Origin of the sequence: Rhodopseudomonas pentothenatexigens (genome assembly GCF_900218015.1) — a bacterium.
Lineage (GTDB): Bacteria > Pseudomonadota > Alphaproteobacteria > Rhizobiales > Xanthobacteraceae > Rhodopseudomonas > Rhodopseudomonas pentothenatexigens.
Window position 1 is genome coordinate 24,335 of record NZ_UFQQ01000016.1, and the last position, 25,879, is coordinate 50,213.

Genomic DNA, 25,879 nt, shown 5'->3' on the forward strand with positions numbered 1-25,879 from the left:
CGCTACGCGGCGCCGGTGGCGATCGGCGGGCCGTCCTGCAGCCCCCATTCCGACCACGAGCCGTCGTACAGCGCCGAGCCGCGCACGCTGAGGCGATAGAGCGCCAGCGTCAGCACCGCGGCCGACACGCCCGAGCCGCAGGTGGTGACCACAGGCCGGCCAAGGTCGAGCCCGGCCTGCTCGAACGCCTGCCGTAGTTCGTCGAGCGGCTTCATCGTGCCGGTCGCGGGATCGATCAGCTCGTTGTAGGGCAGATTGCGGCTGCCTGGGATGTGGCCGGCGCGCAGGCCGGGGCGCGGCTCGGCGACGCTGCCCTCGAACCGCGGTGCGCCGCGGGCGTCGATCACCTGCTCGGCGGCGCTGTCGAGATTGGCGACGAGCTGGTCGCGGCTGCGGATGAACGACGGATCGAGCTTGGCGCTGAACGAGCCCGGGCGGATCGTCGGCTTGCCAGCTTCCGTCGGCCGCCCTTCGGCCGTCCACTTCTTCAGTCCGCCGTCGAGGATGCGGATGTCGGCATGGCCGAACGACAGAAACATCCACCACGCCCGCGGTGCCGCGACCCAGCCGCCGGCATCATAGGCGACCACGGTGTCGCCCGACGAAATGCCGAGCGCCTCGACGTCACGCGCGAACTGCTCGGCGCTCGGATACATGTGCGGCAGCGGGTTGGCGTGATCGGACACCGCTTCGACGTCGAAGAACACCGCACCCGGGATGTGCGCGGCAAGATAGTCCTCCGCCGGCAGCGGCAGCACGCCCGGCATCTTGAAGCTGGCGTCGATGACCTTCACCTTGGGATCGCCCAACCGCGCGGCGAGCCACTCGGTGGAGACCAGGGGATCGGTGTGAGCTGTCATGGGATGTCTATACCTCTGCTCTAAGCGTCATCACCGGGCTCGGCCCGGTGATCAATCATCTAACGAAGCAGATGGACACGCGGGTCAAGCCCGCGTGTGACGACAAGAACGAAGCGCTCACTTCTTCTTCGGCACCCAGGCTTCCACCGGACCGCCGGCGTCGCGCCAGGCAGCGAAGCCGCCTTCGATATGCGCGACCGGCTGCAGGCCCATGTCCTGCGCGGTCTTGGCCGCGAGCGCCGAGCGCAGGCCGCCGGCGCAGTAGAACACGAACTTCTTGTCGTCCTGGAAGATCGGCTTGGCGTAGGGGCTCTGCGGGTCGATCCAGAATTCCAGCATGCCGCGGGTGCAGGAGAACGAACCGGGGATCTTGCCGTCGCGCTCGATCTCGCGCGGATCGCGGATATCGACGATCACCACGTCGGAGGCGCCGGACTGGTGCAGCGCGATCGCGTCGGCCGTGGTCAGCGTCTCGATCGTCGCATTGGCCTCGTCGAGCATCGCCTTGATGCCGCGGGTGATGGTCTGGGGCATGGGTCTTCCTCGTCAACTTCTTGTTTTATCGCCGGGTCATTCCGGAGGCGCGCGAAGCGCGAACCCGGAATCTCGCCATTTGGGTCCAAGAGATTCCGGATGCGCGAGCTGGCGCTCGCGCCCCGGAATGACACCTTCAAAGCCTCAGCGCACCAGCTCGCGCATCGCGCCTTCCAGACCTTCGATCGTGATCGGATACATCCGCTCCGAGAACAGCCGGCGGATGATGGTGGTGCTCTCCGAGTAGTCCCAGTGCCGCTGCGCCACCGGGTTCAGCCACACCGCGTGCGGATAGGTGCGCAGCACCCGCTCCAGCCAGACGTGGCCAGCCTCTTCGTTGACGTGCTCGACCGAGCCGCCCGGCACCATGATCTCGTAAGGCGACATCGACGCGTCGCCGACGAACACCACCTTGTAGTCGTGCGGGAACTTGTGCAGCACGTCCCAGGTCGGAGTGCGATCGGTGAAGCGGCGCTTGTTCTGCTTCCACACGCCTTCGTACAGGCAGTTGTGGAAGTAAAAATATTCCATGTGCTTGAATTCACTCTTGGCCGCCGAGAACAGTTCCTCGACCTGAGCGATATGACTGTCCATCGACCCGCCGATATCGAAGAACACCAGCACCTTCACGGCGTTGCGGCGCTCGGGACGCATGTGCACGTCGAGATAGCCGTGATTGGCAGTCTCGCGGATCGTGGTGTCGAGATCGAGTTCGTCGGGGGCGCCGGTACGGGCGAATTTGCGCAGCCGTCGCAACGCCACCTTGATGTTGCGGATACCGAGCTCGACATTGCCGTCGAGATCCTTGAACTCGCGCTTGTCCCACACCTTCACGGCACGCTGGTGGCGGCTTTTTTCCTGGCCGATCCGCACGCCTTCCGGATTGTAGCCCTCGGCGCCGAACGGCGAGGTTCCGGCGGTGCCGATCCATTTGTTGCCGCCCTGGTGTCGCTTCTTCTGCTCCTCGAGGCGCTTCTTCAGCGTTTCCATGAGCTTGTCCCAGCCCATGGCCTCGATCTGTTTCTTCTCTTCCTCGGTGAGATATTTCTCGGCGAGTTTCTTCAGCCATTCGGCTGGAATCTCGGCCTTGTCCATCGCGTCGAGCAGGTTTTCCAGGCCCTTGAAGGTGGCCCCGAATACCCGGTCGAACTTGTCGAGATTGCGCTCGTCCTTAACCAGCGCGGCGCGCGACAGATAGTAAAAGTTCTCCACGCTCTGATCGGCGAGGTCGGCGTCGAGCGCCTCCATCAGCGTCAGATATTCGCGAAGCGTGACCGGAACCTGGGCGTCGCGCAGCGACGTGAAGAATTGCAGGAACATCGCGACAGATTGCCCGACCCTGCGGCCCCGTCAAGACGGAATACCTTCATCGCGTCTGTTGAAAACTCGGCCCCGGGCTCCGATCGGGTCAAATCCGAGTGGTGGAATTATCAGTCGGTAAAGCATCGAGGGTGCAAGCACGGGCGCCCGAAGAATGGCCGTGTCGATGTCCCCTCGCCTTGCCCTGTTCCGAAGCTGGATCGGCCGCGTATCCACCGCGACCCTGGTCGTCGCGTTGTTCGTGACGGCTTTGGCCGCGTGCGTGCTCGGGCTGATGCTGTGGAAGGGTTACGACTCCCGCCGGATCGCCTTGGCGCAGAACGAGACCGGGACACGGAATTTGGCGCAGTCGCTCGCCGAACACGCGACCCATACGTTCCAGGGCGCCGACATCGTGCTCGACGACATCGTGGCGTACATCCGGTTGCGGCCGGAACTGAACGCGGGCTTCAACGAACGGCTGCGCGCGCTCGCCGACCACCTGCCGCAGCTCTCCGACGTCGCGATCGTCGATGCTGCCGGCGACGTCACCCACGCTTCGGTGACGCCGGTGCCGCCCCTCAACAATGCCGACCGCGATTACTTCCGCTATCACCGTGACAATCCGGACCAGAAGCTGCTGATCACCGGGCCGATCGCGTCGCGCACCTCGGGGCAGTCGATCTTCGCCGTCAGCCGCCGGCTCGAGACCGCGGACAGTCGCTTTGCCGGAGTCGTGGTGGCGACCATCGCCAGCGATTACTTCAGTGACTTCTACAAAACGATCGATCTCGGCCCCGGCGGCAGCATCAGCCTGCTGCACAGCGATGGCCGGCTACTGATCCAATGGCCGTCGCTGCAGAGCGGCCGTGACATGTCGAAGTCGGTGCTGTTCCAGCATGAGCTGCGCCAAAGCCCGGACGGCTTCTATCTCACCGTTTCGCCGTTCGACGGTCTCACCAAATACCTGGCGTATCGACAGATCAGCCGCTACCCGCTGGTGGTGACGGTAGCGCGGACCAAGGACTCCGTGCTGTCCGGCTGGCGCGAGGCGGTCAGATCGGACATCGCCGTGGCGGCGGCGATGCTGACCTGCGTGGTGCTGCTGGCCGCAATCCTGGCGGCGCAATTGCGCCGCCGGCAGGAGGTGCAGCATCTGCTGCGCGAGCGCGATGCGCATTACCGGCTGATCGACGCCAATATGGGCGACGTGATCGTGCTGACCGACCCCGGCGGCATCATGCGGTTCGTCTCGATGTCGGTCGAAACCGTGCTCGGCTTGAAGCCGGAGCAACTGATCGGCCGCTCCTGGACCGAGATGGTTCATGCCGACGACGTGCCGGCCCTGCAAGCGGTCGCCGTGCGGCTCCGCAAATCGCCGGCGGGCTTGTGCGCCGAGTTTCGGATGCGGCGCACCGAAGGCGATCAAGTCTGGCTCGAAGCGAACTTTGCCTACACCCGCTCCGATCGTGGCCCCGGCGATTGCGTCGTCGGCACGCTGCGCGACGTCACGCAGCGCAAGCTGATGGAGCAGGAGGTCAAGGCGCTCAATGCCCGCCTGGCGGAATTGGCGCGGACCGACGGCCTCACCGGTCTGCCCAACCGCCGATCGCTCGACGGCTTCATCAGCCGCACCGCCACCTCCGCCTCGACGATGGCGGTGCTGATGATCGACGTCGACGACTTCAAGGGCTTCAACGATTATTTCGGCCATCAGGGCGGCGACGACGCGCTGCGGCAGCTCGGCAACCTGTTCAGCAGCCGGGTGACCGGCATGCATGGCTTCGCCGCGCGCTACGGCGGCGAGGAGTTCACCATCGTGCTGCCCGACGCGGATGCCGCCGCGGCGATGAGCTTCGCCGAGAGCCTGCGGACCGCGGTGCGCGCGCTGGCGGTGCGCAATCCGGCCTCGGCGCATGGCTGTCTCACCGTCAGCATCGGCTTTGCCTGCGGCACCGCGCCGTTCGACTCCGCACTGCTGCTGCGCGAAGCCGACATCGCGCTGTACGACGCCAAGCGCCGCGGCCGCGACCGCTGCGTCGCCGCCGAGCCGGCTGCTTTCGTCGCCGATGCCGGCCCGCTGCAGCCGGAGCAGGAACAGCCGTCCACCGCCTCGGCATCCTGACCTCGGGCCGCTCGCCGCAAGTGGGGCGCCGGCTGCAATCTGCGCACGAACCTTCGGCCTGCCGCATCCTGCAAAAACGATAGCCTGCCCCGCGGGATGCGCGCTAAAGTCGTGGCGGCGCCGGGCTCCCGACCGGCGTCGAACAAACCAAGACGAGGAGCGCAATGGGGATCGATTCCATTCTGGTCTGGCTTCTGGTCGGTGCGATCGCCGGCTGGCTCGCCGGACTGATCGTTCGCGGCGGCGGATTCGGGCTGGTCGGCAATGTGGTGATCGGCATCGTCGGCGCCGTGGTTGCGGGCTGGCTGCTGCCGTTCCTCGGTGTCAATCTCGGCGTCGGAATTTTCCGCGCGATCATCAACTCCGCGATCGGCGCCGTGATCGTGCTGGTGCTGCTGGCGATGATTCGCAGAGCCTGATACCGACGCTGGACGATCTCGCGGTCGCTGCCTGCGGCCGCGCCCTCTCCTCCAACCACCACCAATCAACAAACAACAACAACGGCGCGCGCGCCGGATCAGACGAGGCTGAAACGCATGAAGTTCACCGGCACCAAGGATTATGTGGCGACCGACGACCTCAAGGTCGCCGTCAATGCGGCGATCGTGCTCGAGCGGCCGCTCCTGGTGAAGGGCGAGCCTGGCACCGGCAAGACCGTACTGGCCGAGGAAGTGGCCAAGGCGATCGACGCGCCGCTGCTCACCTGGCACATCAAGTCGACCACCAAGGCGCAGCAGGGCCTGTACGAATACGACGCGGTCAGCCGCCTGCGCGACAGCCAGCTCGGCGATCCGCGCGTCTCGGACATCAGAAACTACATCAAGCGTGGCAAGCTGTGGGAGGCGTTCACCGCCGAGCAGCGCCCGGTGCTGCTGATCGACGAAATCGACAAGGCCGACATCGAGTTTCCGAACGACCTTCTGCTCGAACTCGACCGGATGGAATTCCACGTCTACGAGACCGGCGAGACCATCCGCGCCGCCAAGCGGCCGATCGTGGTGATCACCTCAAACAACGAGAAGGAACTGCCGGACGCGTTCCTGCGCCGCTGCTTCTTCCACTACATCAAGTTCCCGGACGCCGACACCATGCAGGCGATCGTCGACGTCCACTTCCCCGGCATCAAGCAGCGTCTGGTCGAGGAAGCGCTGAAGATCTTCTTCGAGGTCCGCGACGTGCCCGGCTTGAAGAAGAAGCCGTCGACCTCCGAACTGCTCGACTGGCTCAAGCTGCTGCTCAACGAGGAAATGAGCCCGGAGCAGCTCCGCGAGCGCGACCCGCGCAAGCTGATCCCGCCGCTGCACGGGGCGCTGCTCAAGAACGAGCAGGACGTCCACCTGTTCGAACGGCTGGCCTTTTTGAGCCGCCGCGAGGTGTGACCGCGGCGCCGCAGTCCCGCCTGCGGCTTCGAACCGACCTTCGCGATGCCCGGGCCCGTCCCGGGCGTCGTCGTTATTTGCGACCTGCCAGCCCGAACGATCGCGGAACTCAGGTGAACTGGATTGCCAATTCCGCCGGGGCGAAACGCCGTTCGGCGAAGTCGTGCTTGGACAGGAAGTAGTACAAGTAGCCGCCCGGCCCCCAGCCGGCGGCTTCGCTGCCGTTGGTGTAGCTGTCGAGCTGCAGCAACAATCGATACTGGTCGTACGGCTGATCCAGACTGAACTCGAAACTCTCGCCCTGCAACAGATCCGGCCAGCCCAGCAGCTTGCTGCGATTGCACGGATAGTCGAGGTCGGCGGGAAGGCCGTGCCGCCGCATCTCGCCGTGGAAACTCTTGTAGATCGCTCGGTGCGATCGGTCCGGCAGGATCGCCGCGATCACGCTGCTGTCCGGGTCCGGCAGGTCCCACATCGGCCGAAGCAGCAGCTCTGCGCGCGGAAACACCGTGAGCATTTCCAGCGGCGGTTCGGCCGGCGTCAGATGTTCGGTCTCGGGCCAATAATACAGCGCGCCGCCCTCCCCGGTGAGCAGACATCCCATCACCGTGTCGTGGTCGCCGAAGCACGACAGCAGGCCGTGCGACGGCAGCGCCTCCGCGCCCGGCAGGCCGCGCAGGTCTGCGCAGTTGATCTGGCCGATGAACAGCATCGGCTCGGCCGCGGCAACCGGCCATTGCCAGCACGGCGGCGCACAGGGCATGCCGCCGAGCCGGGAGCCGTCGATCGGCGCGTCGGCGCGGGCCGCTTGCGGCCACAGCCCGATTGCGGGACGAAGCTGGCGCAGCAGCGCTGCCGCTTCCAGCGGCAACGCCGCGATCAGGCGCTTCACGATGTCGGCGACGTCCATGGCCGGCGGCGGCGGCTGATGCGCCAGTCGGAACAAGGGACATTTATCCGGCGCGCCGGCACCATCCGGGCCCCGCGAGCCCGCCGGCCGCCCGCAGACCTCGGTCGCCCCGGCGTTCAATCTGCGCAGCGCCTGCTCCGCGCTCAGGACGACCTCCGGATCCGCATCCGAGAGCAATGCGCGCAGCCGCTCGAGGCCGCCGGCGCGTCCGGAGAGCTCACGCTCGATCCGCAGCTGTTCGTGCAGGAGACGATTGAGCGCGCCAACATGCTCGATCGCGGCGCGACTGCGGACGCTGTCGAGCCAGGCTTGCAGCAGTTCGGCGTCGGATCGCTGGACCAGTTCGTTCATGCCCCACCTCCCCCGAGACGCAGGCTATCGGAACAAACCACGAACTTTCCAGTCCGTACTTTCCCGTCGGTGAAATCGACTAGGTGAAAGTATACATTATTTGCCGGACTCTCATGAAAATCCTTGCGATATAGTTGCTTGAACCGCAGTTATGTATACAATCTGAACTCAACGATAACGTTCAGGGAGGCCATCATGCCCGCCTTTCCACTCAACGCCTGGTATGCGGCGGCGTGGGACGCCGACATCAAGCACGCGCTGTTTCCGCGCACGATCTGCGGCAAGCATGTCGTGATGTATCGAAAGGCGGACGGCAGCGTCGCCGCACTGGAGGATGCCTGTTGGCACCGTCTGGTGCCGCTGTCCAAGGGCCGGCTCGAAGGCGACACCGTGGTGTGCGGCTATCACGGCCTGAAGTTCAATCCGCAGGGCCGCTGCACCTACATGCCGTCGCAGCAGACGATCAATCCATCGGCTTGCGTGCGCTCCTATCCGGTGGTCGAGCGGCACCGCTTCGTCTGGCTGTGGATGGGCGATCCGGTGCTGGCCGATGCTTCGCTCGTCCCCGACATGCATTGGAACGATGATCCGGCCTGGGCCGGTGACGGCAAGACCATCCACGCCAAATGCGACTGGCGCCTCGTCGTCGACAATCTGATGGACCTCACCCACGAGACCTACGTGCACGGCTCCTCGATCGGCAACGAAGCGGTGGCCGAAGCGCCGTTTGACGTCACCCATGGCGACCGCACCGTCACCGTCATCCGCTGGATGCACGGCATCGAGCCGCCGCCGTTCTGGGCCGCGCAGCTGCGCAAGCCCGGCCTCGTCGACCGCTGGCAGATCATCCGGTTCGAAGCGCCGGGCACGGTGACGATTGACGTCGGGGTGGCGCCGGCCGGCACCGGCGCGCCGGAAGGCGATCGCTCGCAAGGCGTCAACGGCTACGTGCTCAACACCATGACGCCGGAGACCGACACCACCTGCCACTACTTCTGGGCATTCGCGCGTAACTACCGGCTCGGCGATCAGCGCCTCACCACCGAAATCCGTGAAGGCGTCTCCGGCATCTTCCGCGAAGACGAGATCATCCTCGAAGCCCAACAGCGCGCGATGCTCGAGAACCCCGACCGGGTGTTCTACAATCTCAACATCGACGCCGGCGCGATGTGGTCGCGCAAGCTGGTCGACCGCATGGTCGCGCAGGAAAACGCGCCGAAGCTGCAGGCGGCGGAGTAAGCGATGAACGACAAGGCCGCCGACCGCTCGATATCGCAGACCGTGCGGGCTCAGCTTTCACTGCGCGACATGGTGCTGTCCGGCCATCTCCGCGCCGGCGAGCGGATCTCCGAACTGCAGGCGGTCGACATCACCGGCGTGTCTCGCACTCCGGTGCGGATGGCGCTGGTGCGGCTGGAGGACGAGGGCCTGTTGCAGGCGATCCCGTCCGGCGGCTTCATGGTCAAGGCGTTCTCCGAGCGCGACATCCTCGACTCGATCGAGCTGCGCGGCACCATGGAAGGCCTCGCCGCGCGACTCGCCGCCGAGCGCGGCGCCGGCGCTCGGCAACTCGAGCCGCTGAAGCAGTGCCTTTCCGATATCGACGAGCTGGTGCGGCAGGATCCGATCTCGGTGGATGCGTTCTCGGCCTATGTGGCGCTCAATGCACGCTTTCATGCGCTGCTCAACGAGCTGTGCGGCTCCGCGCCGGTGATGCGCCAGATCGACCGTGTCGCCGCCCTGCCGTTCGCCTCGCCGAGCGCCTTCGTGATGGCGCAGTCGGCGCTGCCGGAGGCGCATCAAATCCTGCTGATCGCGCAGGATCACCACCGCGCCGTGATCGACGCGATCGAGAACCGCGAGGGCGCGCGCGCCGAAGCGGTGATGCGCGAACACGCCCGGCTCGCAGTGCGCAATCTGCGGCTGGCGCTGAGGAGCCGCACCCATCTCGACCTGCTGCCTGCGCTGGCACTTGTGACCCAGGTCGCCGATAAGTAATCGCTCCCACCACTTCATCGACAGGAGACCGCGATGCGCTTCGCCGAACAGTGGACCAGCAGCACCGTGGTTTCGACCCGCGACCTGACGCCGTCGATCCGCGAGATCGTGCTCGAACCCGAAGCCGCGGTCGCTGCCTGCCCGCCCGGCAGTCACATCAACGTCGCGGTGCTGATCGACGGCCGGCCCGACAAGCGCAGCTACTCGCTGGTCGGCGCGCCGGAGCGCGGACACTTGCGGATCGCAGTGCGGCTCGCCGGCGACAGCCGCGGCGGATCCAGGGCAATGTGGGAACTGAAGCCCGGGCAGCGGATCGACATCACTCGTCCGACATCGCTGTTCGAGATCGATTGGAGCCGTAAGCACTACACGTTGATCGCCGGCGGCATCGGCGTCACCCCGATGCTCGGCATTGCCGCCGCGCTCGCCCGCCGCGGTGCCGATCTGACGATGCACTACTCGGTGAGGTCACGGGCCGACGCTGCGCTGCACGACGAATTGACCGGACTGCTCGGCGGCCGGCTGCGGATCCACGCCGGCGACGAAGGTGCGCGGCTCGATCTCGACGCCACGCTCCGTGCGCTTCCCGAAGGGGCGGTGGCGGTGCTGTGCGGACCGCTGCGGATGCTGGAGGCGGCGCGCGCCGTCTGGCATCAGGCCGGCCGCCCGGCGAGCGATCTGTGCTTCGAAACCTTCGGCTCCAGCGGCCGGCTGCCGACCACCGAATTCCGCGTTCGCATCGCCGCTACCGGCAACGAGATCGTGGTGCCGCACGACCGCTCGATGCTGGACGCACTGAACGCTGCCGGCTTCGAAGTGATTTTCGATTGCGAGCGCGGCGAATGCGGCGTCTGCGCGCTCGACGTCACCGCCGTCGACGGCGAGATCGACCACCGCGACGTGTTCTTCAGCGATCACCAGAAGCACGACAGCGCCAAGATGTGCACCTGCGTCTCCCGAGCCCGGGGCACGGTGACGATCGATACCTTGTACCGGCCGGATCAATTGCCGGGAGCTGCGTAGCAGCGTATCTCTCGCGTCATTGCGAGGGGGCAAAGCCGCAATCCAGGAGCCCCATGTATGGAGCCCCTGGATTGCTTCGCCTTAGGCTCGCGATGACGAAAGCCGCCAACCTGAGACTCAGCGCCAGCCTTCGAGCATGCCGATCGGCTGGTCGCAGACCCATTCCGGCCGCAGCATCACCTGGCAGCCCTTGTCGAACGGCAGCAGTCCAACCCGGCGCTGGTCCTGCATGATCTCAATCGACCAGGTTCGCGGTACCGACGGATGTACCTGGATCAGCCGCTGGATCACACCGGCGGCAAACAACGTCGCATCGATATCGTCGGCCAGCGCCGCCCCGTCGTGGCCCGGGCCATCGACGCGGTTGATCGGATCGCGGACGTGAAATCGATAGAACGGCATGGCGGCAGAATGGCGTCGGTGGCGGCCTCACAACATGACGCAGATCAAACGGAGCCCGTCGGGGGCGCTATTCTTTTGATCATCGGCCGATTAGCAAGCGGAATCTTGATCAAAATCAAGGGAACCCGCGCCCGGCGACTCAGCGGCCGGGCTTGTCGAACAGTTGGTAGTTCAGATGCGCCTTCACCGTCGGCCATTCGGAGGCGACAATCGAGTATACCACGGTATCACGTAGTGTGCCGTTGGGCGCGATCTGGTGATTGCGCAGGATGCCATCCTGCTTGGCGCCGAGCCGCTCGATGCCGCGCCGGGACTGATGGTTGAAAAAGTGTGTGCGGAATTCGACCGCAATACAGTCCAATTTCTCGAAGGCGTGTTGCAGCAGGAGCAGCTTGCACTGCGTGTTGAGCCCGGTCCGCTGCACGCGGGACGCGTACCAGGTGGAACCGATCTCGACCCGGCGGTTGGCGGCGTCCACATTCATGTACGTGGTCATGCCGGCGATCCTGCCGGCGGGATCCTTCACCGTCCACGGAAGCATCGCCCCCTGCGCCTGCAGCGCCAGCCGCCGCGCGATCTCGGCTTCCATTTTCGCCGGCTCGGGTACGAACGTGTACCACAGCTTCCACAACTCGCCGTCTGTCACCGCCTCGATCAGCCCATCGCGATGCGACGGCGCGAGCGGCTCCAAAGTCGCGTGCGGGCCGCTCAGGGTGACGGGTTCGAGCCAGGGCATCTGCGCTGCTTCCTCATGGGTGTCGGGAACCGAAACCATAATACGCGATGGCCGGGCTTGTCCCGGCCATCGACGAACATGCGCCTATGCGCCGATCAAGGGCGCTCCCCCGTCGCGCGATGTCAGGCGAGTTGAAAACTCAGATCTTTACTACTTGTTGAGGAAATTCAGCGCCAGTCCCGGCCGCGACCAATCCATCGCGATCAGTTCGCCCCGGCCCGACAGGGTGATGTAGGCGGTCTTCAGCTCGGGGCCGCCGAACGCGATGTTGGTGGTGACGCGGTCGCCGGTCGGCACCTGCTCGACCAGCGTGCCGTCCGGCGCGATCACCGAGATGCAGCCGGAGACCAGCGTCGCGACGCAGACGTTGCCGCCCGCCTCCACCGCGAGCGAATCGAACATCTGATAGCCGCCGAGGCCGGCAATCGGCTTGCCCTTCTCGCCGCGATAGATCACGTCGCGCGGCTTAACTTCGCCAGGTGCCGACAGATCATAGGCCCACAGCCGCGCGGTCGGAGTCTCGGCCGCGTACATCGTGGTTTCGTCGGGCGACAGGCCGATGCCGTTCAGCGGCAGCGTGCCGAACACCTGCTCGGTGATCTCGGTCATGCCGGGCTTGATGTAGTAGGCGGCGCCGACATCCATGTCGCGGGCGCGGCGCTTGCCGAGATCGGTGAACCACAGCCCGCCGTGCTTGTCGAACACCAGATCGTTCGGCCCCTTCAGCGGGTGCTCGCCGCATGTGTCGAACAGGGTCTCGACCTGCCCGCTGGCGAGATCGACGCGCTGGATCGAGCCGCCGATATATTCGTGCGGCGCCGGCGCGCCCGGCATCATCGTGCCGCGCGACGGAAACCAGCCGAAGCCGCCATTGTTGCAGATGTACATCTTGCCGTCGGGGCCGAGCGCGGCGCCGTTCGGCCCGCCCGGAACCTTCGCCACCACCTCCTTGCGGCCGTCCGGCCAAACCCGCGTCAATTGCTGGGCGCGGATCTCGACCAGCACCACCGAGCCGTCCGGCATCACCACCGGGCCTTCGGGAAACGCCAGATCGGTGGCGAGAACGCGGACGTTGGACATGGTTTTCTCCCGAGCTGTTTGTTGTGTGGCACGGACCATTTCGGTCCGGCGCTTATTGTCTCGGGGACGAGTTGTAAGTCATGACGTCGCGGCTTGCCAAGCAAGCGCACGAATTCCGCCAAACGGCAATTTCGGAGCGAATTACTTCTTGGCGTCGGACTGCGGCGGCGGTGCATCCTTTGCGGCGGGAGCATCCTTGGCCGCTGCTGGCTCCGTCTTGGCCGGCTTCTGTGCAGCCTGCAGATCGGCGAGCTGTTTCTGCAGCGCCGCCACCGCGGCACTCAGCGCCGCGATCTGGGCCCGCGCCGCATCGAGCTTCTGCTGCTGGTCCAGCCGCGCCTTGTCGAGGCTCCTGTGCAAAAAGTCGACATTGCTCTGCAGGCAACTGGTGCGCCGCTCCATGGTCTTTTCAACGGTGCAGATCTCGATGCCGGGCACGTCCTGGGCGCTCGCAGCCGGGCCCCACAGCAGCGGCGTCAAGAGCGCCAGCGCGATCATCGGTTTGCCCGCCATCGTCGTCTCCTTCGGTTGCATCAAGGTGGCAGCGAAGCCGCTGGCGCGCCGGCCGTCAACAGCTGCGCCCCGCGGCCGATTGCCGGACTCAGTGCAGCCGTGCGAGGTTCGCGCCATGCAGGACGCCCCCGCCGAAGAAGAGTGCTTCGTCTACGTGCTCGGCTGCGCGCATGCGGGCCGCTATCTCACCTATGTCGGCTGGACGCTCGACCTCGACCGCCGCCTCGCCCAGCACAACGCCGGCACCGGCGCACGCTCGACCCGCGGCCGCGCCTGGGTGCTGATCCATTCGGAGCGCTTCACCTGCCGCCACGACGCGATGAGCCGCGAGTGGCATCTCAAGCGCGACCGCGCCTTCCGCCGACGCCTCGCAGCGGAAGCGCAAGCGCGCGTCGCCAACCCGCCGAAAGCCCGCAAAGCTGTCCCAGCGCGTAACACCACGCGACGCCGGTCTTAACCTTTGGAACGCGGCCGGAACGAAGCGGGGCCGAATCACTGCGATTCGGCTCGGGGGACAGTACTCGCACCAGATCTCGTGCGCTGCGACCTGCTTCCGGCACAACAGCTGCGCGAGCGCTGGCGTATGCAGCCAAAACCGCGGCCGAGGGCGTTAACGCGTGCGCAGCAAGGCCGCGCCGAGCCGCGAACTGCCGCCGTCAATCGCTGTACCTGTATGCGACACCGCTGCTGCACAATCTTAACGTTCGGAACGCGGAAGGAACGAAGTGAGCCCGAATCACTGCGAATCAGCTCGCACGGCGCGCGCGAACTAAATCTCGGCGATAGACGCATGCGGCGGCACAAAACCTACGGACACGCGTTCAAGCGACGATCCTTGCCGGGATGGTGATCGTTAACAATCGGCCGCCGCACTCTGATGCAGCGCCGGTCGCCTTCGTCCGCCAGGTCCGTCTTTACGCGTTCTTCGGCATCGCCTGCGCGTGTCCCCGGATGCGACACCGGCCCTGCGCCATCTTAAGGTTTGGAACGCGGGTGGAACAAAACACCGACGAATCAGCGCGAATCAGGCGGCCGCGTTCAGCTCGCGCTAGATCTCGCGACCCGCGGCGGGTGCTGGCTCAACATCTGTGTGGCGATATTCGCGCAAGTGCCGATCGAAGCTAGCTAATCATTAACGTGGCAGGCCGAACGCAACCCACGAATGCGCGCCGGCGTACGAGACGCACGCCAGCGACGACATTGCCGAGGAAGCTGTGAAGCAGAACCGGCCCGGCGCGCAGCGCTGTCGCCGGCGTGAAGCTCAGCTGCGCGGGCGGATATACGGCTCGACCGGGCCGTGAGCCTTGATCGCGAGCTGATTGCCGAAGCGATCCTTCGCGGTGCCGGCAGCGACGCGGATCCAGCCCTCGCTGACGCAGTATTCAATCACGTTGGTCTTGTCCTGCCCCTTGAAGCGGACGCCGACGTCGAGTTCGAGCAGGGCCGCGTCGTAGTAAGGGCTGGAAGGCTCGATCGACAGACGATCGGGCAGTTCGATGTTTGGAGTGTCGGTCATAGCAAGGTCTCGATCTCTTTCGAAAGCGCCTCCGGCGTGGTGGTCGGCGCATGCCGCGATACCACGCGCCCGGACCGGTCGACCAGGAACTTGGTGAAATTCCATTTGATCGCCGAACCGAGCAGGCCGCCCTTTTCGTCCTTCAGAAACTTGTACAGCGGATGCGCGCCGGCGCCATTGACGTCGATCTTGGCGAACATCGGGAAGCTGACGCCGTAATTGACCGAGCAGAACTGCGCGATCTGCGCCTCGTCGCCAGGCTCCTGCGCGCCGAACTGGTTGCACGGAAAGCCGAGCACCGAAAAGCCGCGCGGGCCGTACGTCTGCTGCAACTCTTCGAGCCCCTTGTATTGCGGGGTGAAGCCGCAGGAGCTGGCGGTGTTGACGATCAGCAGCACCTGTCCTTCGAACTGCTTCAGCGCCACGTGCTTGCCCGCCAGAGATGTGGCGGAGAAATCATAGATCGACGCCATCGTCCCCTCGCCTCGCCTCAAGCCACCGGATCGATCGGCGACGGCGGCACACCGCCGGCCTCGATCGCTTCGCCGGCGAGCAGGCACAGATCCTCGCGATAGCGTCCCGCCACCAACTGCACGCCGACCGGCACGCGGCCGACCATGCCGGTCGACACCGTCAGCCCCGGCAGTCCGACGAAGGGCAGTCCGACCTGCGGCATCTGCGCGGCCCACACCCGCTTGAACGAGGCTTCGTCCTTCAGGTCGAGCCGCTGCGGGAACGGCAGCTCGCCGCACACCGGCATCAGCAGCACGGCATAGCCATCGAAGAAGGTCTGCCAGTCGCGCGTCAGCGTCGCGCGCCGGGTCAGCAGCTTGGAGTAGCTGGCGAGGTCGGCGATCGCCTTGTCGCGGTTGCCGCGCAGGCAGGCCAGCGCGCCTTCGTCGCCTTCGCGCTCGGCCGCCTCCAGCATCGCCTGATAACCGTCGCCGAGCCAGAACTGCGCCTGCAGCTCGGCAGCCTCGCGCAGCGGCGGCGTGTTCTCGATCTCCTCGACGATCCAGCCGGCGGCTTCGAGACGCTTTGCAGCGTCCTTCAGCGCATCGCGCACCTCCGGCACCACCGCGAGACCGTCGGGCGCGATGCACAGCGCGGCACGCTTGTCGCGCGGCGGGCCGTCGAGCGGCGCCGGCACCCACCACGGATCGCGCGAGTCCGGCTGCGCCAAGGCCTGCAGTCCGAGCCGCACGTCGGCGATGGTCCGCGCCAGCGGCCCCGACACCGCGCTGATCTGCGGACAGATCGGCCGCTCCGGCGACGAGGCGTTGTAGGCGGCGACGCGGCCGATGGTCGGCCGCAGTCCGTGCACGCCGCAGGCATAGGCGGGATAGCGCACCGAGCCGGCGATGTCGGTGCCGTGCGCGATCGCACCGATGCCGGCTGCGACCGCAGCGGCGGCACCGCCGGACGAGCCGCCCGGCGTGATCGAGGAATCGCGCGGGTTCAGCGTCTCGCCGTGCAACTTGTTCGAGGTGAACCAGCGATAGGAGAACGCCGGCGTATTGGTGCGGCCGATGATCACCGCGCCGGCCTTGCGCAGATTGTCGACCACCGGGCTGTTGGTCTTGGCGATCCAGTCGCGCTGCAGCGTCACGCCGTTCGTGGTGGCGAAACCCTGCTGATCGACATTGACCTTCACGGTCACCGGCACGCCGGCGAGCACGCCGAGACTCTCGCCTTTGTCGAGCGCGGCGTCGACCGCATCGGCCTGCGCGAGCGCGTCCTCGGTACTGTGATCGACCACAGCATTGATCGCAGGATTGACGGTGGAAAGCCGGTGCAGCGCGGCCTCGGCCACTTCGCGCGCCGAAGCGCGGCGGCTGCGGACGAGATCGGCCAGTTCAGTCGCGGAAAGGCGCCAGATGTCCTGCATGATCACTCCGTTGCGAGACAGACGTGATAGCGTGGCAGGATCGGGCGCGCCACCGCCAATTGATCAACCGCTCAATGCCGGTTCCGCGGCGACGCCGGCAGATCGAGCATCGCCTCGCTGAACGGAAATTCCAGCAGCACGCCGCCCTCCTCGTCGGTGACTTCGAGGCTGGCGCGGATCAGATCGAGCTGCGCGCTCTCGGTCTTGACGATTTCGCGGATGGTGGCACGCGCCACTTCCCAGGCGTGGTCGGCATCGCGCAGTTCCTCGCCCTCCGGGTCCGGAATCAGTTCCTCGCCGATCCGGGTGTTGAAGAAATATCGCGGCATTCCGGCTCCAGATTGAACACCTCTTTCAGGTGGCCATCGCGGCGGTGATCCGCAACCCTCGCGGTGCGGCCCGTCCGCGCAGCGCTCGCAAACCTCGCGGTTTCGCGCTAACAGGTTCGAATGCCGCTCGATCCGCAAGATGATGCTTCATCCGCGCAGCGCCCTGCCGCAGGCGCGCCGCTATCCTCGCAGATGCTCGCGGTCGGCGCCGGCCACGAACTCTATGTCGAAACCAACGGCAATCCCGGCGGCCTCCCGGCCGTGTATCTGCACGGCGGCCCCGGCAGCGGCTGTCAGGTCGATCACCGCCGGCTGTTCGATCCGCAGCGGTTTTATGCCGTGCTGTTCGATCAGCGTGGCGCCGGCCGCAGCCGCCCCAAGGGTGGACGCGACGCCAACACGTTGCCGCATCTGATCGCCGACATGGAGACGATCCGCCGGCACTACGGCTTCGAGCGCTGGCTGGTGGTCGGCGGCTCGTGGGGATCGACGCTGGCGCTGGCCTATGCCGAGGCGCATCCGGAGCGCGTCAGTGGCCTGGTGCTGCGTGCCACGTTTCTCGGCACCCGCGCCGAACTCGAGACCGCCTTCCTGATCAATCTGCCGCAATTCTATCCGGCGCTGTACGAGGATTTTCTCGGCGTGCTGCCGGAGCCCGAACGCGCCGCGCCGCTCGACGCTTATTGGCGGCGGATTCTCGATCCCGACCCCGCGGTGCACGCTCCTGCGGCGAAGGCTTGGGTCGAAACCGAAGGGGTGCTGTCGATGGTGACGCCGCGGCGAAACCGGCTCGATCGCGCAAATCTCACCAATCAAGGCGCGCTGCCGGTGACGCCCTATATCGAGGCGCATTACTTCGCGAACGACTGCTTCATGCGTCCCAATCAATTGCTCGACGAAGCCGGTCGCCTCGCCGGGATTCCCGGCGTGATCGTGCAGGGCCGCTACGATCTGCTGTGTCCGCCCGCGACCGCACATCGGCTCGCCGCGCTGTGGTCGGAGGCCGAACTGCGCACCATCGAGGCCGCCGGCCATCTGCTCTACGACCCCGGCATCCGCGACGCGGTGATCGCCGGGATCAACGACGTCGCCGCCCGGTCCAGGGCCTGAAGGGAGATCCGATGCCGATCGCCGGACAGGGCATGCTGCTGACGTCGATGGACATCGCGCCCGAGGACGAGGCCGATTTCAATCGCTGGTACGACCGCGAACACATCGCCGAGCGCGTCGCGATCGACGGCTTCGTCGAGGCCCGCCGCTATGTCGCGCTCGAAGCAGCGCCGAAATATCTCGGGCTGTACTCGACCGAGCGTTTCGAGGTGCTGAGCAGCGACGCCTATCACACCGCGCTCGCCAATCAGACCGAATGGTCGAAACGCAATATCGCCAAATTCAAGAACATGATCCGCGGCGTGGCACGGATCACGCTGAGCCGAGGCCAGGGCCGCGGCGCGGTGCTCGGCCTGGTCCGTATCCGTCCCGCCGCGGGCCAGGAGGGCGCCTTGCGCACGGGGCTGTCGGCCAAGCTCGATCCGCTGCCGCTCGACGGCATCATTTCGATGCACCTGCTCGAAAATGATCCAGCGCTGTCGAGGCCGCTGACCGATCCGCCCGGCATCACCAGCCCCGGCGCGTCCGACTGGTTCGTGCTGATCGACGGCACCAGCGCTGCGGCCGTGGGGGTGGCTATGGCCGGCCGGTTCGAGGCCGCGATCGCTGACGCACGCGCGGAGCTGATTGCGGCTGGGACCTATGCGCTGCTGTGGGATCTGGCGAAGGCCGATCTCGGCCGTTGACACCGGAATTCGACGCGTCCGCCTGTAATCGTCGCATCACATCCCTGCGATAGGCTGGGATCTTGGAACCGATTGGCGGTTCGAACGTCATATCGGCCATTGGGCGGTAATCGGCCGGCGTGCAAGGCGCCAGCCAGGACGTGTTGACAAGCCTCGATCCCCGGACGGAAATGCGGGCGAGGCCGTCATTGCACCGAACCAGCAGACAAGGCACCATGAATCCCGTCAAAGCGCTCGAAAAACACGGCCAGGCGATCTGGCTGGATTTCCTGGCCCGCGGCTTTATCGCCAAGGGCGACCTGAAGAAGCTGATCGAGACCGACGGGGTGAAAGGAGTCACATCCAATCCCTCGATCTTCGAAAAGGCGATCGGCGCCACCGACGAATACGACAGCGCGATCGGCGAGGCACTGAGCAAGGGCGACCGTTCGGTCGGCGACCTTTACGAAGCGCTCGCTGTCGAAGACATCCAGCACGCCTCGGACGTGCTGCGCCCGGTCTATGACAAGCTCGGACACCGCGACGGTTTCGTCAGCCTCGAAGTCTCGCCCTATCTGGCGCTCGACACCAAGGGCACGCTGACGGAAGCCGAGCGGCTGTGGCAGGCGGTGGGCCGCGAGAATCTGATGATCAAGGTGCCGGCGACCCGCGAGGGCCTGCCGGCGATCAAGCAGCTCGTCTCCAAGGGCATCAGCGTCAACGTCACGCTGCTGTTCTCGCAGAAGGTCTACGTCCAGGTCGCCGAAGCCTACATCTCCGGCCTGGAAGCGCTGATCGCCTCCGGCGGTGATCCGGCGCATGTGGCCAGCGTCGCCAGTTTCTTCATCAGCCGGATCGACAGCGCAGTCGATGCGGCGCTCGACGACAAGATCGCCAAGGCCAACGATCCGTCGGAAAAGGAGCGGCTCGAGGAGCTGAAGGGCAAGGTCGCGATCGCAAACGCCAAGCTCGCGTATCAAGATTACAAGCGGCTGTTCAGCGGCGACCGCTGGGCCAAGCTGGAAGCCTGCGGTGCCAAGCCGCAGCGATTGCTGTGGGCCTCCACCGGCACCAAGAACAAGGCCTATAGCGACGTGCTGTATATCGAGGAGCTGATCGGCCCCGACACCGTCAACACCGTGCCGCCGTCGACGCTCGACGCCTTCCGCGACCACGGCAAGCCCAAGGACAGCCTGGAGAAGGACATCGACGAGGCGCGCGAGGTGCTCAAGGGCCTGGCCGGCGCCGGCGTGTCGCTCGATGCGATCACCGACAAGCTGGTCACCGAGGGCGTGCAATTGTTCGCCGACGCGTTCGACAAGCTGCTCGGCGCGGTCGCCTTCAAACGCGAAACCGTGCTCGCCGGCCGCGTCGGCAAGCAGACACTGGCGCTGCCGGCCGACCTCGCCGCCAGCGTGAAGCAGCACAGCGAAGCGTGGCGCAGCGCCGGCAGGATCCGCAAGTTGTGGTCGCGCGACAAATCGGTCTGGACCGGCAGCGACGAGGACAAATGGCTGGGCTGGCTCAACTCGGCGGCCGCCGAGAAAGCCAAGCTCGCCGACTATCAGGACTTCGCCAAATGGGTGAAGAGCCAGGGCTTCACCGATGCGGTGGTGCTCGGGATGGGCGGCTCCAGCCTCGGGCCCGAAGTGCTCGCCGAGACCTTCCCGCAGCAGGACGGCTTCCCCAAGCTGCACGTGCTCGATTCCACCGATCCGGCGCAGGTCCGCGCCCTCGAAGCCAGCGTGAAGCTCGCCACGACGCTGTTCATCGTGTCGTCGAAGTCGGGCGGCACCACCGAGCCGAACGTGATGAAGGCGTATTTCTACGCCCGCGTCTCTGAAGCGGTCGGCGCCGATCAGACCGGCCGGCACTTCGTCGCCGTCACCGATCCCGGTTCGTCGATGGAGAAGATCGCGACCGAGCAGAAGTTCGCCAGGATCTTCCACGGCGATCCGACCATCGGCGGCCGCTACTCGGTGCTGTCGCCGTTCGGCATGGTGCCGGCGGCCGCGGCCGGGCTCGATCTTGCGAAGCTGCTGGACGCGGCGCTGGCGATGGTGCGCTCCTGCGGCACCGATGTGCCGCCGCAGCAGAATCCGGCCGTGCAGCTCGGTCTGGTGATGGGCTGCGCCGGCCTGGAAGGCCGCGACAAGGTGACGATCACCTCGTCGAAGGCGATCGCCGATTTCGGCGCCTGGGCCGAGCAGCTGATCGCCGAATCCACCGGCAAGGAAGGCAAGGGCCTGATCCCGATCGACGGCGAGCCGCTGGCCGAGCCTTCGGCCTACGGCAACGACCGGCTGTTCATCGATCTGCGCACCGAAGCAGAAACCGATGCGGCTCACGAGTCGAAGCTCTCGGCGCTGGAAGCGGCCGGTCATCCGGTGGTGCGGATCGTGCTGAAATCCACCGAGGCGATCGGCCAGGAGTTCTTCCGCTTCGAACTCGCAACCGCAGTCGCCGGCGCGGTGCTCGGCATCAACCCGTTCGATCAGCCCGATGTCGAGAGCGCCAAGATCAAGACCCGCGAACTTACCGCGGCGTTCGAGAAATCCGGCGCGCTGCCGGCCGAGACGCCTGCGCTGTCGACCGCCGAGGCCGACCTCTACACCGACGCCGCCAATGCCGCCGCGCTGCGCAAGGCCGGCGCCGACGGCACCGTCGCCTCGTGGCTGAAGGCGCATCTGTCGCGCGTGAGCAGCGGCGACTACGCCGCCCTGCTCGCTTACATCGAGCGCAACGCGGCGCATATCGCCGCGCTGCAAGGCATGCGGCTGAAGGTCCGCGACCGTCGCAAGGTGGCGACCTGCGCCGAATTCGGCCCCCGCTTCCTGCATTCCACCGGTCAGGCCTACAAAGGCGGCCCGGACAGCGGTGTCTTCCTGCAGATCACCGCCGACGATGCCGCCGACCTGCCGGTGCCTGGCCAGAGCGCCAGCTTCGGCGTGATCAAGGCGGCACAGGCGCGCGGCGATTTCGACGTGCTCACCGAACGCGGCCGCCGTGCCTTGCGAGTCCACCTCAAGGGCGATCTCGATGCCGGTCTGAAGATGCTCGGCGAAGCGATCGAACAGGCGGTGGAGTAGCCCCGGGGGGATCCCTTCGGCCGAACAGGATCGTCATTGCAAGGAGCGAAGCGACGAAGCAATCCAGTCCTATGCCCCGAACCCTGGATCGCTTCGCCTTCGGCCCGCGATGACGGAGTAACCGCCGACAAACGTAGCCTCGCACGTCAAGCGGGGGGCGGCTCAACAGTGGAGACTTGCGCATGCAGATCGGCATGATCGGCCTCGGCCGGATGGGTGGCAATATCGTCCGGCGCCTGATGAAGGATGGCCATCATGCCGTGGTGTACGATCGGGATCCGCAAGCGATCGAGGCGCTGACACGCGAAGGCGCGATCGGAGCCGGTGGCCTCGAGGATCTGGTGCGCAAGCTCGACCCGCCGCGCGCGGTGTGGGTGATGCTGCCCGCCGGACAGATCACCGAGGCCACCATCGACCAGCTCGGCAAGCTGCTCGCCGCCGGGGACGTTGTGATCGACGGCGGTAACACTTTCTGGCAGGACGACATCCGCCGCGCCAAGACGCTGAAGGAGACCGGCATCGATTATGTCGATGTCGGCACTTCCGGCGGCATCTGGGGCTACGCGCGCGGCTACTGCATGATGATCGGCGGCGACAAGGTCGTGGTCGACCGGCTCGATCCGATCTTCGCCACGCTGGCGCCGGGGATCGGCGACATTCCCCGCACGCCCGGCCGCGAGACGCGCGATCCGCGGGTCGAGCAGGGTTACATCCATGCCGGCCCGGTCGGGGCCGGCCATTTCGTCAAGATGGTCCACAACGGCATCGAATACGGCCTGATGCAGGCCTATGCCGAAGGATTCGACATTCTCAAGAACGCCAGCAGCGAGGCGCTGCCGGAAGCGCACCGGTTCGATCTCGACATCGCCGACATCGCCGAAGTGTGGCGCCGCGGCAGCGTGATCCCGTCCTGGCTGCTCGACCTCACCTCCACCGCGCTGGCGAGGAACGACCAGCTCGACAATTACTCCGGCTTCGTCGAAGACTCCGGTGAAGGTCGCTGGACCATCAACGCCGCGATCGAAGAAGCGGTGCCGGCCGAAGTGCTCACCGCGGCGCTGTATGCGCGTTTCCGGTCGCGGCGGGATCATACGTTCGCAGAGAAGATTCTCTCGGCGATGCGCGCCGGCTTCGGCGGCCACAAGGAGCCGCAGCAGCATCCGGAGCCGGAGCAGCAGGCCGCTCCACAGCAGAAACTGAAACCGAAATCGGAGCGCGCGTGACCACGCAAGACAACAGCAATCAGGTTCCCGACGGCTGCGCGTTCGTCATCTTCGGTGTCACCGGCGATCTCACCCACCGTCTGGTGATCCCGGCGCTCTACAATCTCGCCGAAGCCGGGCTGCTGCCGGAGAAATTCTGCGTCGTCGGCGTCACCCGCAAGGAGATGGCGAGCGACGATCTGAGAGAAAGCCTGCTGCAGGGCTTGCGCAAATACGCCACCCGCCCGGTCGACGACAAGGTCGCCGATCAGCTTCTGTACTGCGTCACCGCAATCAGCGCCGATCCGAGCGAACCGGACTCGTTCGACCGGCTGCGCGAGCGCCTGGAAAAGCTCGAGGCCAACCGCAACACCGGTGGCAACCGGCTGTTCTATCTCGCCACCCCGCCGGACGCGTTCGCACCGATCGCGACCGAGCTCGGCCGCGCCGGGCTGCTCGAAGAGACCAGCGGCGCGTGGCGCCGGCTGGTGGTGGAGAAGCCGTTCGGCACCGACCTCGCCTCGGCCAAGGCGCTGAACGATCATCTGCTCGGCATCATCTCCGAGCACGAGCTGTACCGGATCGATCACTACCTCGGCAAAGAGACGGTGCAGAACATCCTGGTGCTGCGGTTCTCCAACGGCATGTTCGAGCCGATCTGGAACCGCGAGCACATCGACCACATCCAGATCACCGTCGAGGAAAAGCTCGGCGTCGGCCATCGCGGCAGCTTCTACGACAAGACCGGCGCGCTGCGCGACATGGTGCCGAACCATCTGTTCCAACTGCTGTCGCTGGTGGCGATGGAGCCGCCGGCGCATTTCAACGCCCATGCGGTGCGATCCGCCAAGGCTGACGTGTTGGCGGCAATCCAGATCCAGAGCGAAGACGAGGCGCTGCGCAATTCGGTCCGCGGCCAATACACCTCCGGCAGGATCGGCGACAGCGAGATTCCCGACTATCGCAGCGCCAAGGACGTCGAACCGGACAGCACCACCGAAACCTTCGCGGCACTGAAGCTGTCGATCGACAATTGGCGCTGGGCCGGCGTGCCGTTCTATCTGCGCACCGGCAAGGCGCTGTCGGGCAAGCGCACCGAGGTCGCGATCAAGTTCAAACAGGCGCCGTTCTCGATGTTCCGCTGCACCCCGGTGCGGGAATTGTCGCAGAACTATCTGGTGATCGGGATCGAGCCGGTCGAAGGCATCTCGCTGCAGTTCAACACCAAGGTGCCGGGCCCGGTGATCGCGATCGACGGCGTCGAGATGACGTTCAAGTACAAGGACTACTTCAAGGTGGCGCCGAGCAACGGCTATGAGACGCTGCTGCACGACTGCATGATCGGCGACAACATCCTGTTCCAGCGCGCCGACGGCGTCGAGGCGGGATGGCGGGTGGTGCAGCCCTTTCTCGACGCCTGGAAGAAAGCCGGCGCCCACGGCCTGCAGATCTATCGCGCCGGCAGCGAAGGCCCCGAAGACGCCGACGAGTTGCTGACGCGCGACGGCCGCGATTGGCGGAAGTTGGGCTAGCCGAATGCGCAGCGCCGATCGTCATCTCGTGGTCGCAGCCGATGCCGATGCGCAGGCCCGCCTCGCAGCGCAGCGGCTGATCGCGCGGATCGAGCTGCATCACGATCGCCCGGCGATTTGCCTTACCGGCGGCTCCGGGCCGCAACGGATGTTCGAACTGCTGGCCGGCGAATTCGAAAATCGGATTCCGTGGTCGCGGGTGCACTGGTTCATCAGCGACGAACGCTTCGTGCCGGAGCGCGATCCGCTCAGCAATATCGGCGCCGCGAGGCGGGCGTTTCTGGATGGCCGCGCGCCGCTGCAGAACATCCATGCGATCCCGACCGACGCGGCGACGCCGGAGGATGCGGCGCGACGCTACGAAGACGAGCTGAAGGCGTTCTACGGCAGCGACGTGCTCGCCCCCGACCGGCCGCTGTTCGACCTGGTGCTCGGCGGCGTCGGGCCGGACGGCCACACCGCCTCGCTGTTTCCGGGCCGGCCGCAGCTCCAGATCCAGGATCGCTGGGCCGCCGGCGTCGACACCGCCCCGGTCGAGCCGCTGGTGCCACGGGTCACCCTCACCCTTCCGGCGCTCGCCTCCTGCGCCGAGATGCTGTTCCTGATCCACGGCGCTGCCAAGCGCGACATCCTCGCCCGCGTGTTCGCCGGGGAGGATCTACCCTCGGGCCGCACCCGCTCGCAGGGTGAGACGGTGTGGTTGGTGACAAAGGATGCACTCCCGGAGAATGCCGGTGTCGCCTGAGGCCGTGCTTCCCCGGTCGACGCCACATGCGCTCATCGTGATGGGCGTCTCCGGCTCCGGAAAGAGCACGGTCGGACAAGCCCTCGCCGCGCGGCTTGGCTGGCGCTATGAGGACGCCGACGCCTATCATCCGGCCAGCAACGTCGCCAAGATGAGCGCCGGCCAGCCGCTCACCGACGACGACCGCAGGCCCTGGCTGCAGGCTATCGCCGCCGAGATCGACCGCGTCATCACCGGCGGCGGCTCCATCGTGTTCGGCTGCTCGGCGCTGAAGCGCGCCTATCGCGACATCCTGGTGCATGGACGCGACGACGTCCGCATCGTGTTTCTCGACGGCAGCCGCGAGCTGATCGGAGCGCGGATGGCGGCACGCAAGAACCACTTCATGCCGGCCGGTCTGCTCGACAGCCAGTTCGCCACGCTGCAGCGGCCCGGCCCGGACGAACGCCCGATCGTCGCCTCGATCGACGCGCCGGTCGAGGCAATCGTCGACGATATCGTCGGCCAGCTTCCGAACTTAGTCGGCGAATAATTCCATGCTTAGCATCGTCATTGCGAGCGAAGCGAAGCAATCCACAGGCTCAGTGCATGAC

General features: G+C 66.1%; 26 protein-coding genes. 14 read left to right on the forward strand and 12 right to left on the reverse strand.

Annotated elements, in window-relative coordinates; translation table 11 throughout:
• Nucleotides 1-2 precede the first annotated feature (2 nt).
• The 3 genes from sseA to DWA33_RS15965 form a co-directional block, all read right to left on the reverse strand.
• Nucleotides 3-860, reverse strand: coding sequence for a 3-mercaptopyruvate sulfurtransferase (sseA, locus tag DWA33_RS15955; protein WP_114359111.1), 858 nt, complete (start codon nt 858-860; stop codon nt 3-5).
• Between the two features lie 117 nt (nt 861-977).
• A complete protein-coding gene (locus tag DWA33_RS15960; RefSeq protein WP_114359112.1) occupies nt 978-1,394 on the reverse strand; it encodes a rhodanese-like domain-containing protein in 417 nt (138 codons plus the stop codon).
• A 144-nt stretch (nt 1,395-1,538) separates the two neighbouring features.
• The gene (locus DWA33_RS15965) at nt 1,539-2,714 is read right to left on the reverse strand and encodes a vWA domain-containing protein (protein WP_114359114.1); all 1,176 of its coding nucleotides are present in this window, start codon (nt 2,712-2,714) and stop codon (nt 1,539-1,541) included.
• Between the two features lie 166 nt (nt 2,715-2,880).
• Here DWA33_RS15965 and DWA33_RS15970 point away from each other — a divergent pair, with 166 nt between their 5' ends.
• The 3 genes from DWA33_RS15970 (at nt 2,881) to DWA33_RS15980 (ending at nt 6,197) form a co-directional block, all read left to right on the forward strand.
• The gene (locus DWA33_RS15970) at nt 2,881-4,818 is read left to right on the forward strand and encodes a diguanylate cyclase (RefSeq protein WP_114359258.1); all 1,938 of its coding nucleotides are present in this window, start codon (nt 2,881-2,883) and stop codon (nt 4,816-4,818) included.
• A gap of 164 nt (nt 4,819-4,982) precedes the next feature.
• Nucleotides 4,983-5,237 carry a GlsB/YeaQ/YmgE family stress response membrane protein gene (locus DWA33_RS15975; RefSeq protein WP_011159156.1) on the forward strand — a complete coding sequence of 85 codons (255 nt, stop codon included), beginning with the start codon at nt 4,983-4,985 and terminating at the stop codon, nt 5,235-5,237.
• A gap of 117 nt (nt 5,238-5,354) precedes the next feature.
• The gene (locus tag DWA33_RS15980) at nt 5,355-6,197 is read left to right on the forward strand and encodes an AAA family ATPase (protein ID WP_114359116.1); all 843 of its coding nucleotides are present in this window, start codon (nt 5,355-5,357) and stop codon (nt 6,195-6,197) included.
• A 109-nt stretch (nt 6,198-6,306) separates the two neighbouring features.
• On the opposite strand, the gene DWA33_RS15985 is transcribed toward DWA33_RS15980, so the two are convergent.
• On the reverse strand, nt 6,307-7,458 hold the full coding sequence (locus DWA33_RS15985) for a DUF1963 domain-containing protein (RefSeq protein WP_114359117.1): 1,152 nt from the start codon (nt 7,456-7,458) through the stop codon (nt 6,307-6,309).
• Nucleotides 7,459-7,653: 195 nt separating this feature from the next.
• Here DWA33_RS15985 and DWA33_RS15990 point away from each other — a divergent pair, with 195 nt between their 5' ends.
• Genes DWA33_RS15990 through DWA33_RS16000 form a run of 3 tightly spaced genes read left to right on the forward strand, consistent with a single transcriptional unit; the run spans nt 7,654 to nt 10,479 of the window.
• The gene (locus tag DWA33_RS15990; protein ID WP_114359119.1) at nt 7,654-8,697 is read left to right on the forward strand and encodes an aromatic ring-hydroxylating dioxygenase subunit alpha; all 1,044 of its coding nucleotides are present in this window, start codon (nt 7,654-7,656) and stop codon (nt 8,695-8,697) included.
• A 3-nt stretch (nt 8,698-8,700) separates the two neighbouring features.
• The gene (locus DWA33_RS15995; protein ID WP_114359121.1) at nt 8,701-9,456 is read left to right on the forward strand and encodes a GntR family transcriptional regulator; all 756 of its coding nucleotides are present in this window, start codon (nt 8,701-8,703) and stop codon (nt 9,454-9,456) included.
• 33 nt (nt 9,457-9,489) lie between these two features.
• Nucleotides 9,490-10,479 carry a PDR/VanB family oxidoreductase gene (locus DWA33_RS16000; RefSeq protein ID WP_114359123.1) on the forward strand — a complete coding sequence of 330 codons (990 nt, stop codon included), beginning with the start codon at nt 9,490-9,492 and terminating at the stop codon, nt 10,477-10,479.
• A gap of 117 nt (nt 10,480-10,596) precedes the next feature.
• On the opposite strand, the gene DWA33_RS16005 is transcribed toward DWA33_RS16000, so the two are convergent.
• The 4 genes from DWA33_RS16005 to DWA33_RS16020 all read right to left on the reverse strand — a co-directional run bounded on the left by DWA33_RS16005 (nt 10,597) and on the right by DWA33_RS16020 (nt 13,210).
• Nucleotides 10,597-10,881, reverse strand: coding sequence for a hypothetical protein (locus DWA33_RS16005; RefSeq protein WP_114359125.1), 285 nt, complete (start codon nt 10,879-10,881; stop codon nt 10,597-10,599).
• A 139-nt stretch (nt 10,882-11,020) separates the two neighbouring features.
• A complete protein-coding gene (locus DWA33_RS16010; protein WP_114359260.1) occupies nt 11,021-11,617 on the reverse strand; it encodes a GNAT family N-acetyltransferase in 597 nt (198 codons plus the stop codon).
• 150 nt (nt 11,618-11,767) lie between these two features.
• Nucleotides 11,768-12,697, reverse strand: a complete 930-nt coding sequence (locus tag DWA33_RS16015; RefSeq protein WP_114359126.1) for an SMP-30/gluconolactonase/LRE family protein — start codon at nt 12,695-12,697, stop codon at nt 11,768-11,770.
• A gap of 141 nt (nt 12,698-12,838) precedes the next feature.
• Complete coding sequence (locus DWA33_RS16020) at nt 12,839-13,210, reverse strand: hypothetical protein (protein WP_114359262.1); 372 nt, start codon at nt 13,208-13,210, stop codon at nt 12,839-12,841.
• 115 nt (nt 13,211-13,325) lie between these two features.
• Here DWA33_RS16020 and DWA33_RS16025 point away from each other — a divergent pair, with 115 nt between their 5' ends.
• A complete protein-coding gene (locus DWA33_RS16025; RefSeq protein WP_114359128.1) occupies nt 13,326-13,667 on the forward strand; it encodes a GIY-YIG nuclease family protein in 342 nt (113 codons plus the stop codon).
• An 804-nt stretch (nt 13,668-14,471) separates the two neighbouring features.
• Here DWA33_RS16025 and DWA33_RS16030 read toward each other — a convergent pair.
• The 4 genes from DWA33_RS16030 to DWA33_RS16045 all read right to left on the reverse strand — a co-directional run bounded on the left by DWA33_RS16030 (nt 14,472) and on the right by DWA33_RS16045 (nt 16,943).
• A complete protein-coding gene (locus DWA33_RS16030; protein ID WP_114359130.1) occupies nt 14,472-14,726 on the reverse strand; it encodes a DUF3297 family protein in 255 nt (84 codons plus the stop codon).
• Nucleotides 14,723-15,199, reverse strand: a complete 477-nt coding sequence (locus DWA33_RS16035; RefSeq protein ID WP_114359132.1) for a glutathione peroxidase — start codon at nt 15,197-15,199, stop codon at nt 14,723-14,725. The genes DWA33_RS16030 and DWA33_RS16035 overlap by 4 nt, the downstream gene beginning before the upstream one ends.
• A 17-nt stretch (nt 15,200-15,216) precedes the next feature.
• On the reverse strand, nt 15,217-16,614 hold the full coding sequence (locus tag DWA33_RS16040) for an amidase family protein (protein WP_114359264.1): 1,398 nt from the start codon (nt 16,612-16,614) through the stop codon (nt 15,217-15,219).
• Between the two features lie 71 nt (nt 16,615-16,685).
• The gene (locus DWA33_RS16045; RefSeq protein ID WP_110788827.1) at nt 16,686-16,943 is read right to left on the reverse strand and encodes a DUF6894 family protein; all 258 of its coding nucleotides are present in this window, start codon (nt 16,941-16,943) and stop codon (nt 16,686-16,688) included.
• Between the two features lie 120 nt (nt 16,944-17,063).
• Between DWA33_RS16045 and pip the strand changes: the two genes are divergently transcribed.
• The 7 genes from pip (at nt 17,064) to DWA33_RS16080 (ending at nt 25,818) form a co-directional block, all read left to right on the forward strand.
• Nucleotides 17,064-18,053 carry a prolyl aminopeptidase gene (pip, locus tag DWA33_RS16050; protein ID WP_114359134.1) on the forward strand — a complete coding sequence of 330 codons (990 nt, stop codon included), beginning with the start codon at nt 17,064-17,066 and terminating at the stop codon, nt 18,051-18,053.
• Between the two features lie 11 nt (nt 18,054-18,064).
• Nucleotides 18,065-18,739 carry a DUF4286 family protein gene (locus tag DWA33_RS16055; RefSeq protein ID WP_114359136.1) on the forward strand — a complete coding sequence of 225 codons (675 nt, stop codon included), beginning with the start codon at nt 18,065-18,067 and terminating at the stop codon, nt 18,737-18,739.
• A gap of 215 nt (nt 18,740-18,954) precedes the next feature.
• A complete protein-coding gene (locus DWA33_RS16060) occupies nt 18,955-21,807 on the forward strand; it encodes a bifunctional transaldolase/phosoglucose isomerase (RefSeq protein ID WP_114359138.1) in 2,853 nt (950 codons plus the stop codon).
• A 182-nt stretch (nt 21,808-21,989) separates the two neighbouring features.
• Nucleotides 21,990-23,030: a phosphogluconate dehydrogenase (NAD(+)-dependent, decarboxylating) gene (gene gnd / locus DWA33_RS16065; RefSeq protein ID WP_114359140.1), complete on the forward strand. Its 1,041-nt coding sequence runs from the start codon at nt 21,990-21,992 to the stop codon at nt 23,028-23,030.
• Nucleotides 23,027-24,541 carry a glucose-6-phosphate dehydrogenase gene (gene zwf / locus DWA33_RS16070; RefSeq protein WP_114359142.1) on the forward strand — a complete coding sequence of 505 codons (1,515 nt, stop codon included), beginning with the start codon at nt 23,027-23,029 and terminating at the stop codon, nt 24,539-24,541. The genes gnd and zwf overlap by 4 nt, the downstream gene beginning before the upstream one ends.
• A 4-nt stretch (nt 24,542-24,545) precedes the next feature.
• On the forward strand, nt 24,546-25,286 hold the full coding sequence (gene pgl, locus DWA33_RS16075) for a 6-phosphogluconolactonase (RefSeq protein ID WP_114359144.1): 741 nt from the start codon (nt 24,546-24,548) through the stop codon (nt 25,284-25,286).
• Nucleotides 25,270-25,818 carry a gluconokinase gene (locus DWA33_RS16080; protein ID WP_244601319.1) on the forward strand — a complete coding sequence of 183 codons (549 nt, stop codon included), beginning with the start codon at nt 25,270-25,272 and terminating at the stop codon, nt 25,816-25,818. The genes pgl and DWA33_RS16080 overlap by 17 nt, the downstream gene beginning before the upstream one ends.
• The last annotated feature ends 61 nt before the right edge of the window (nt 25,819-25,879 follow it).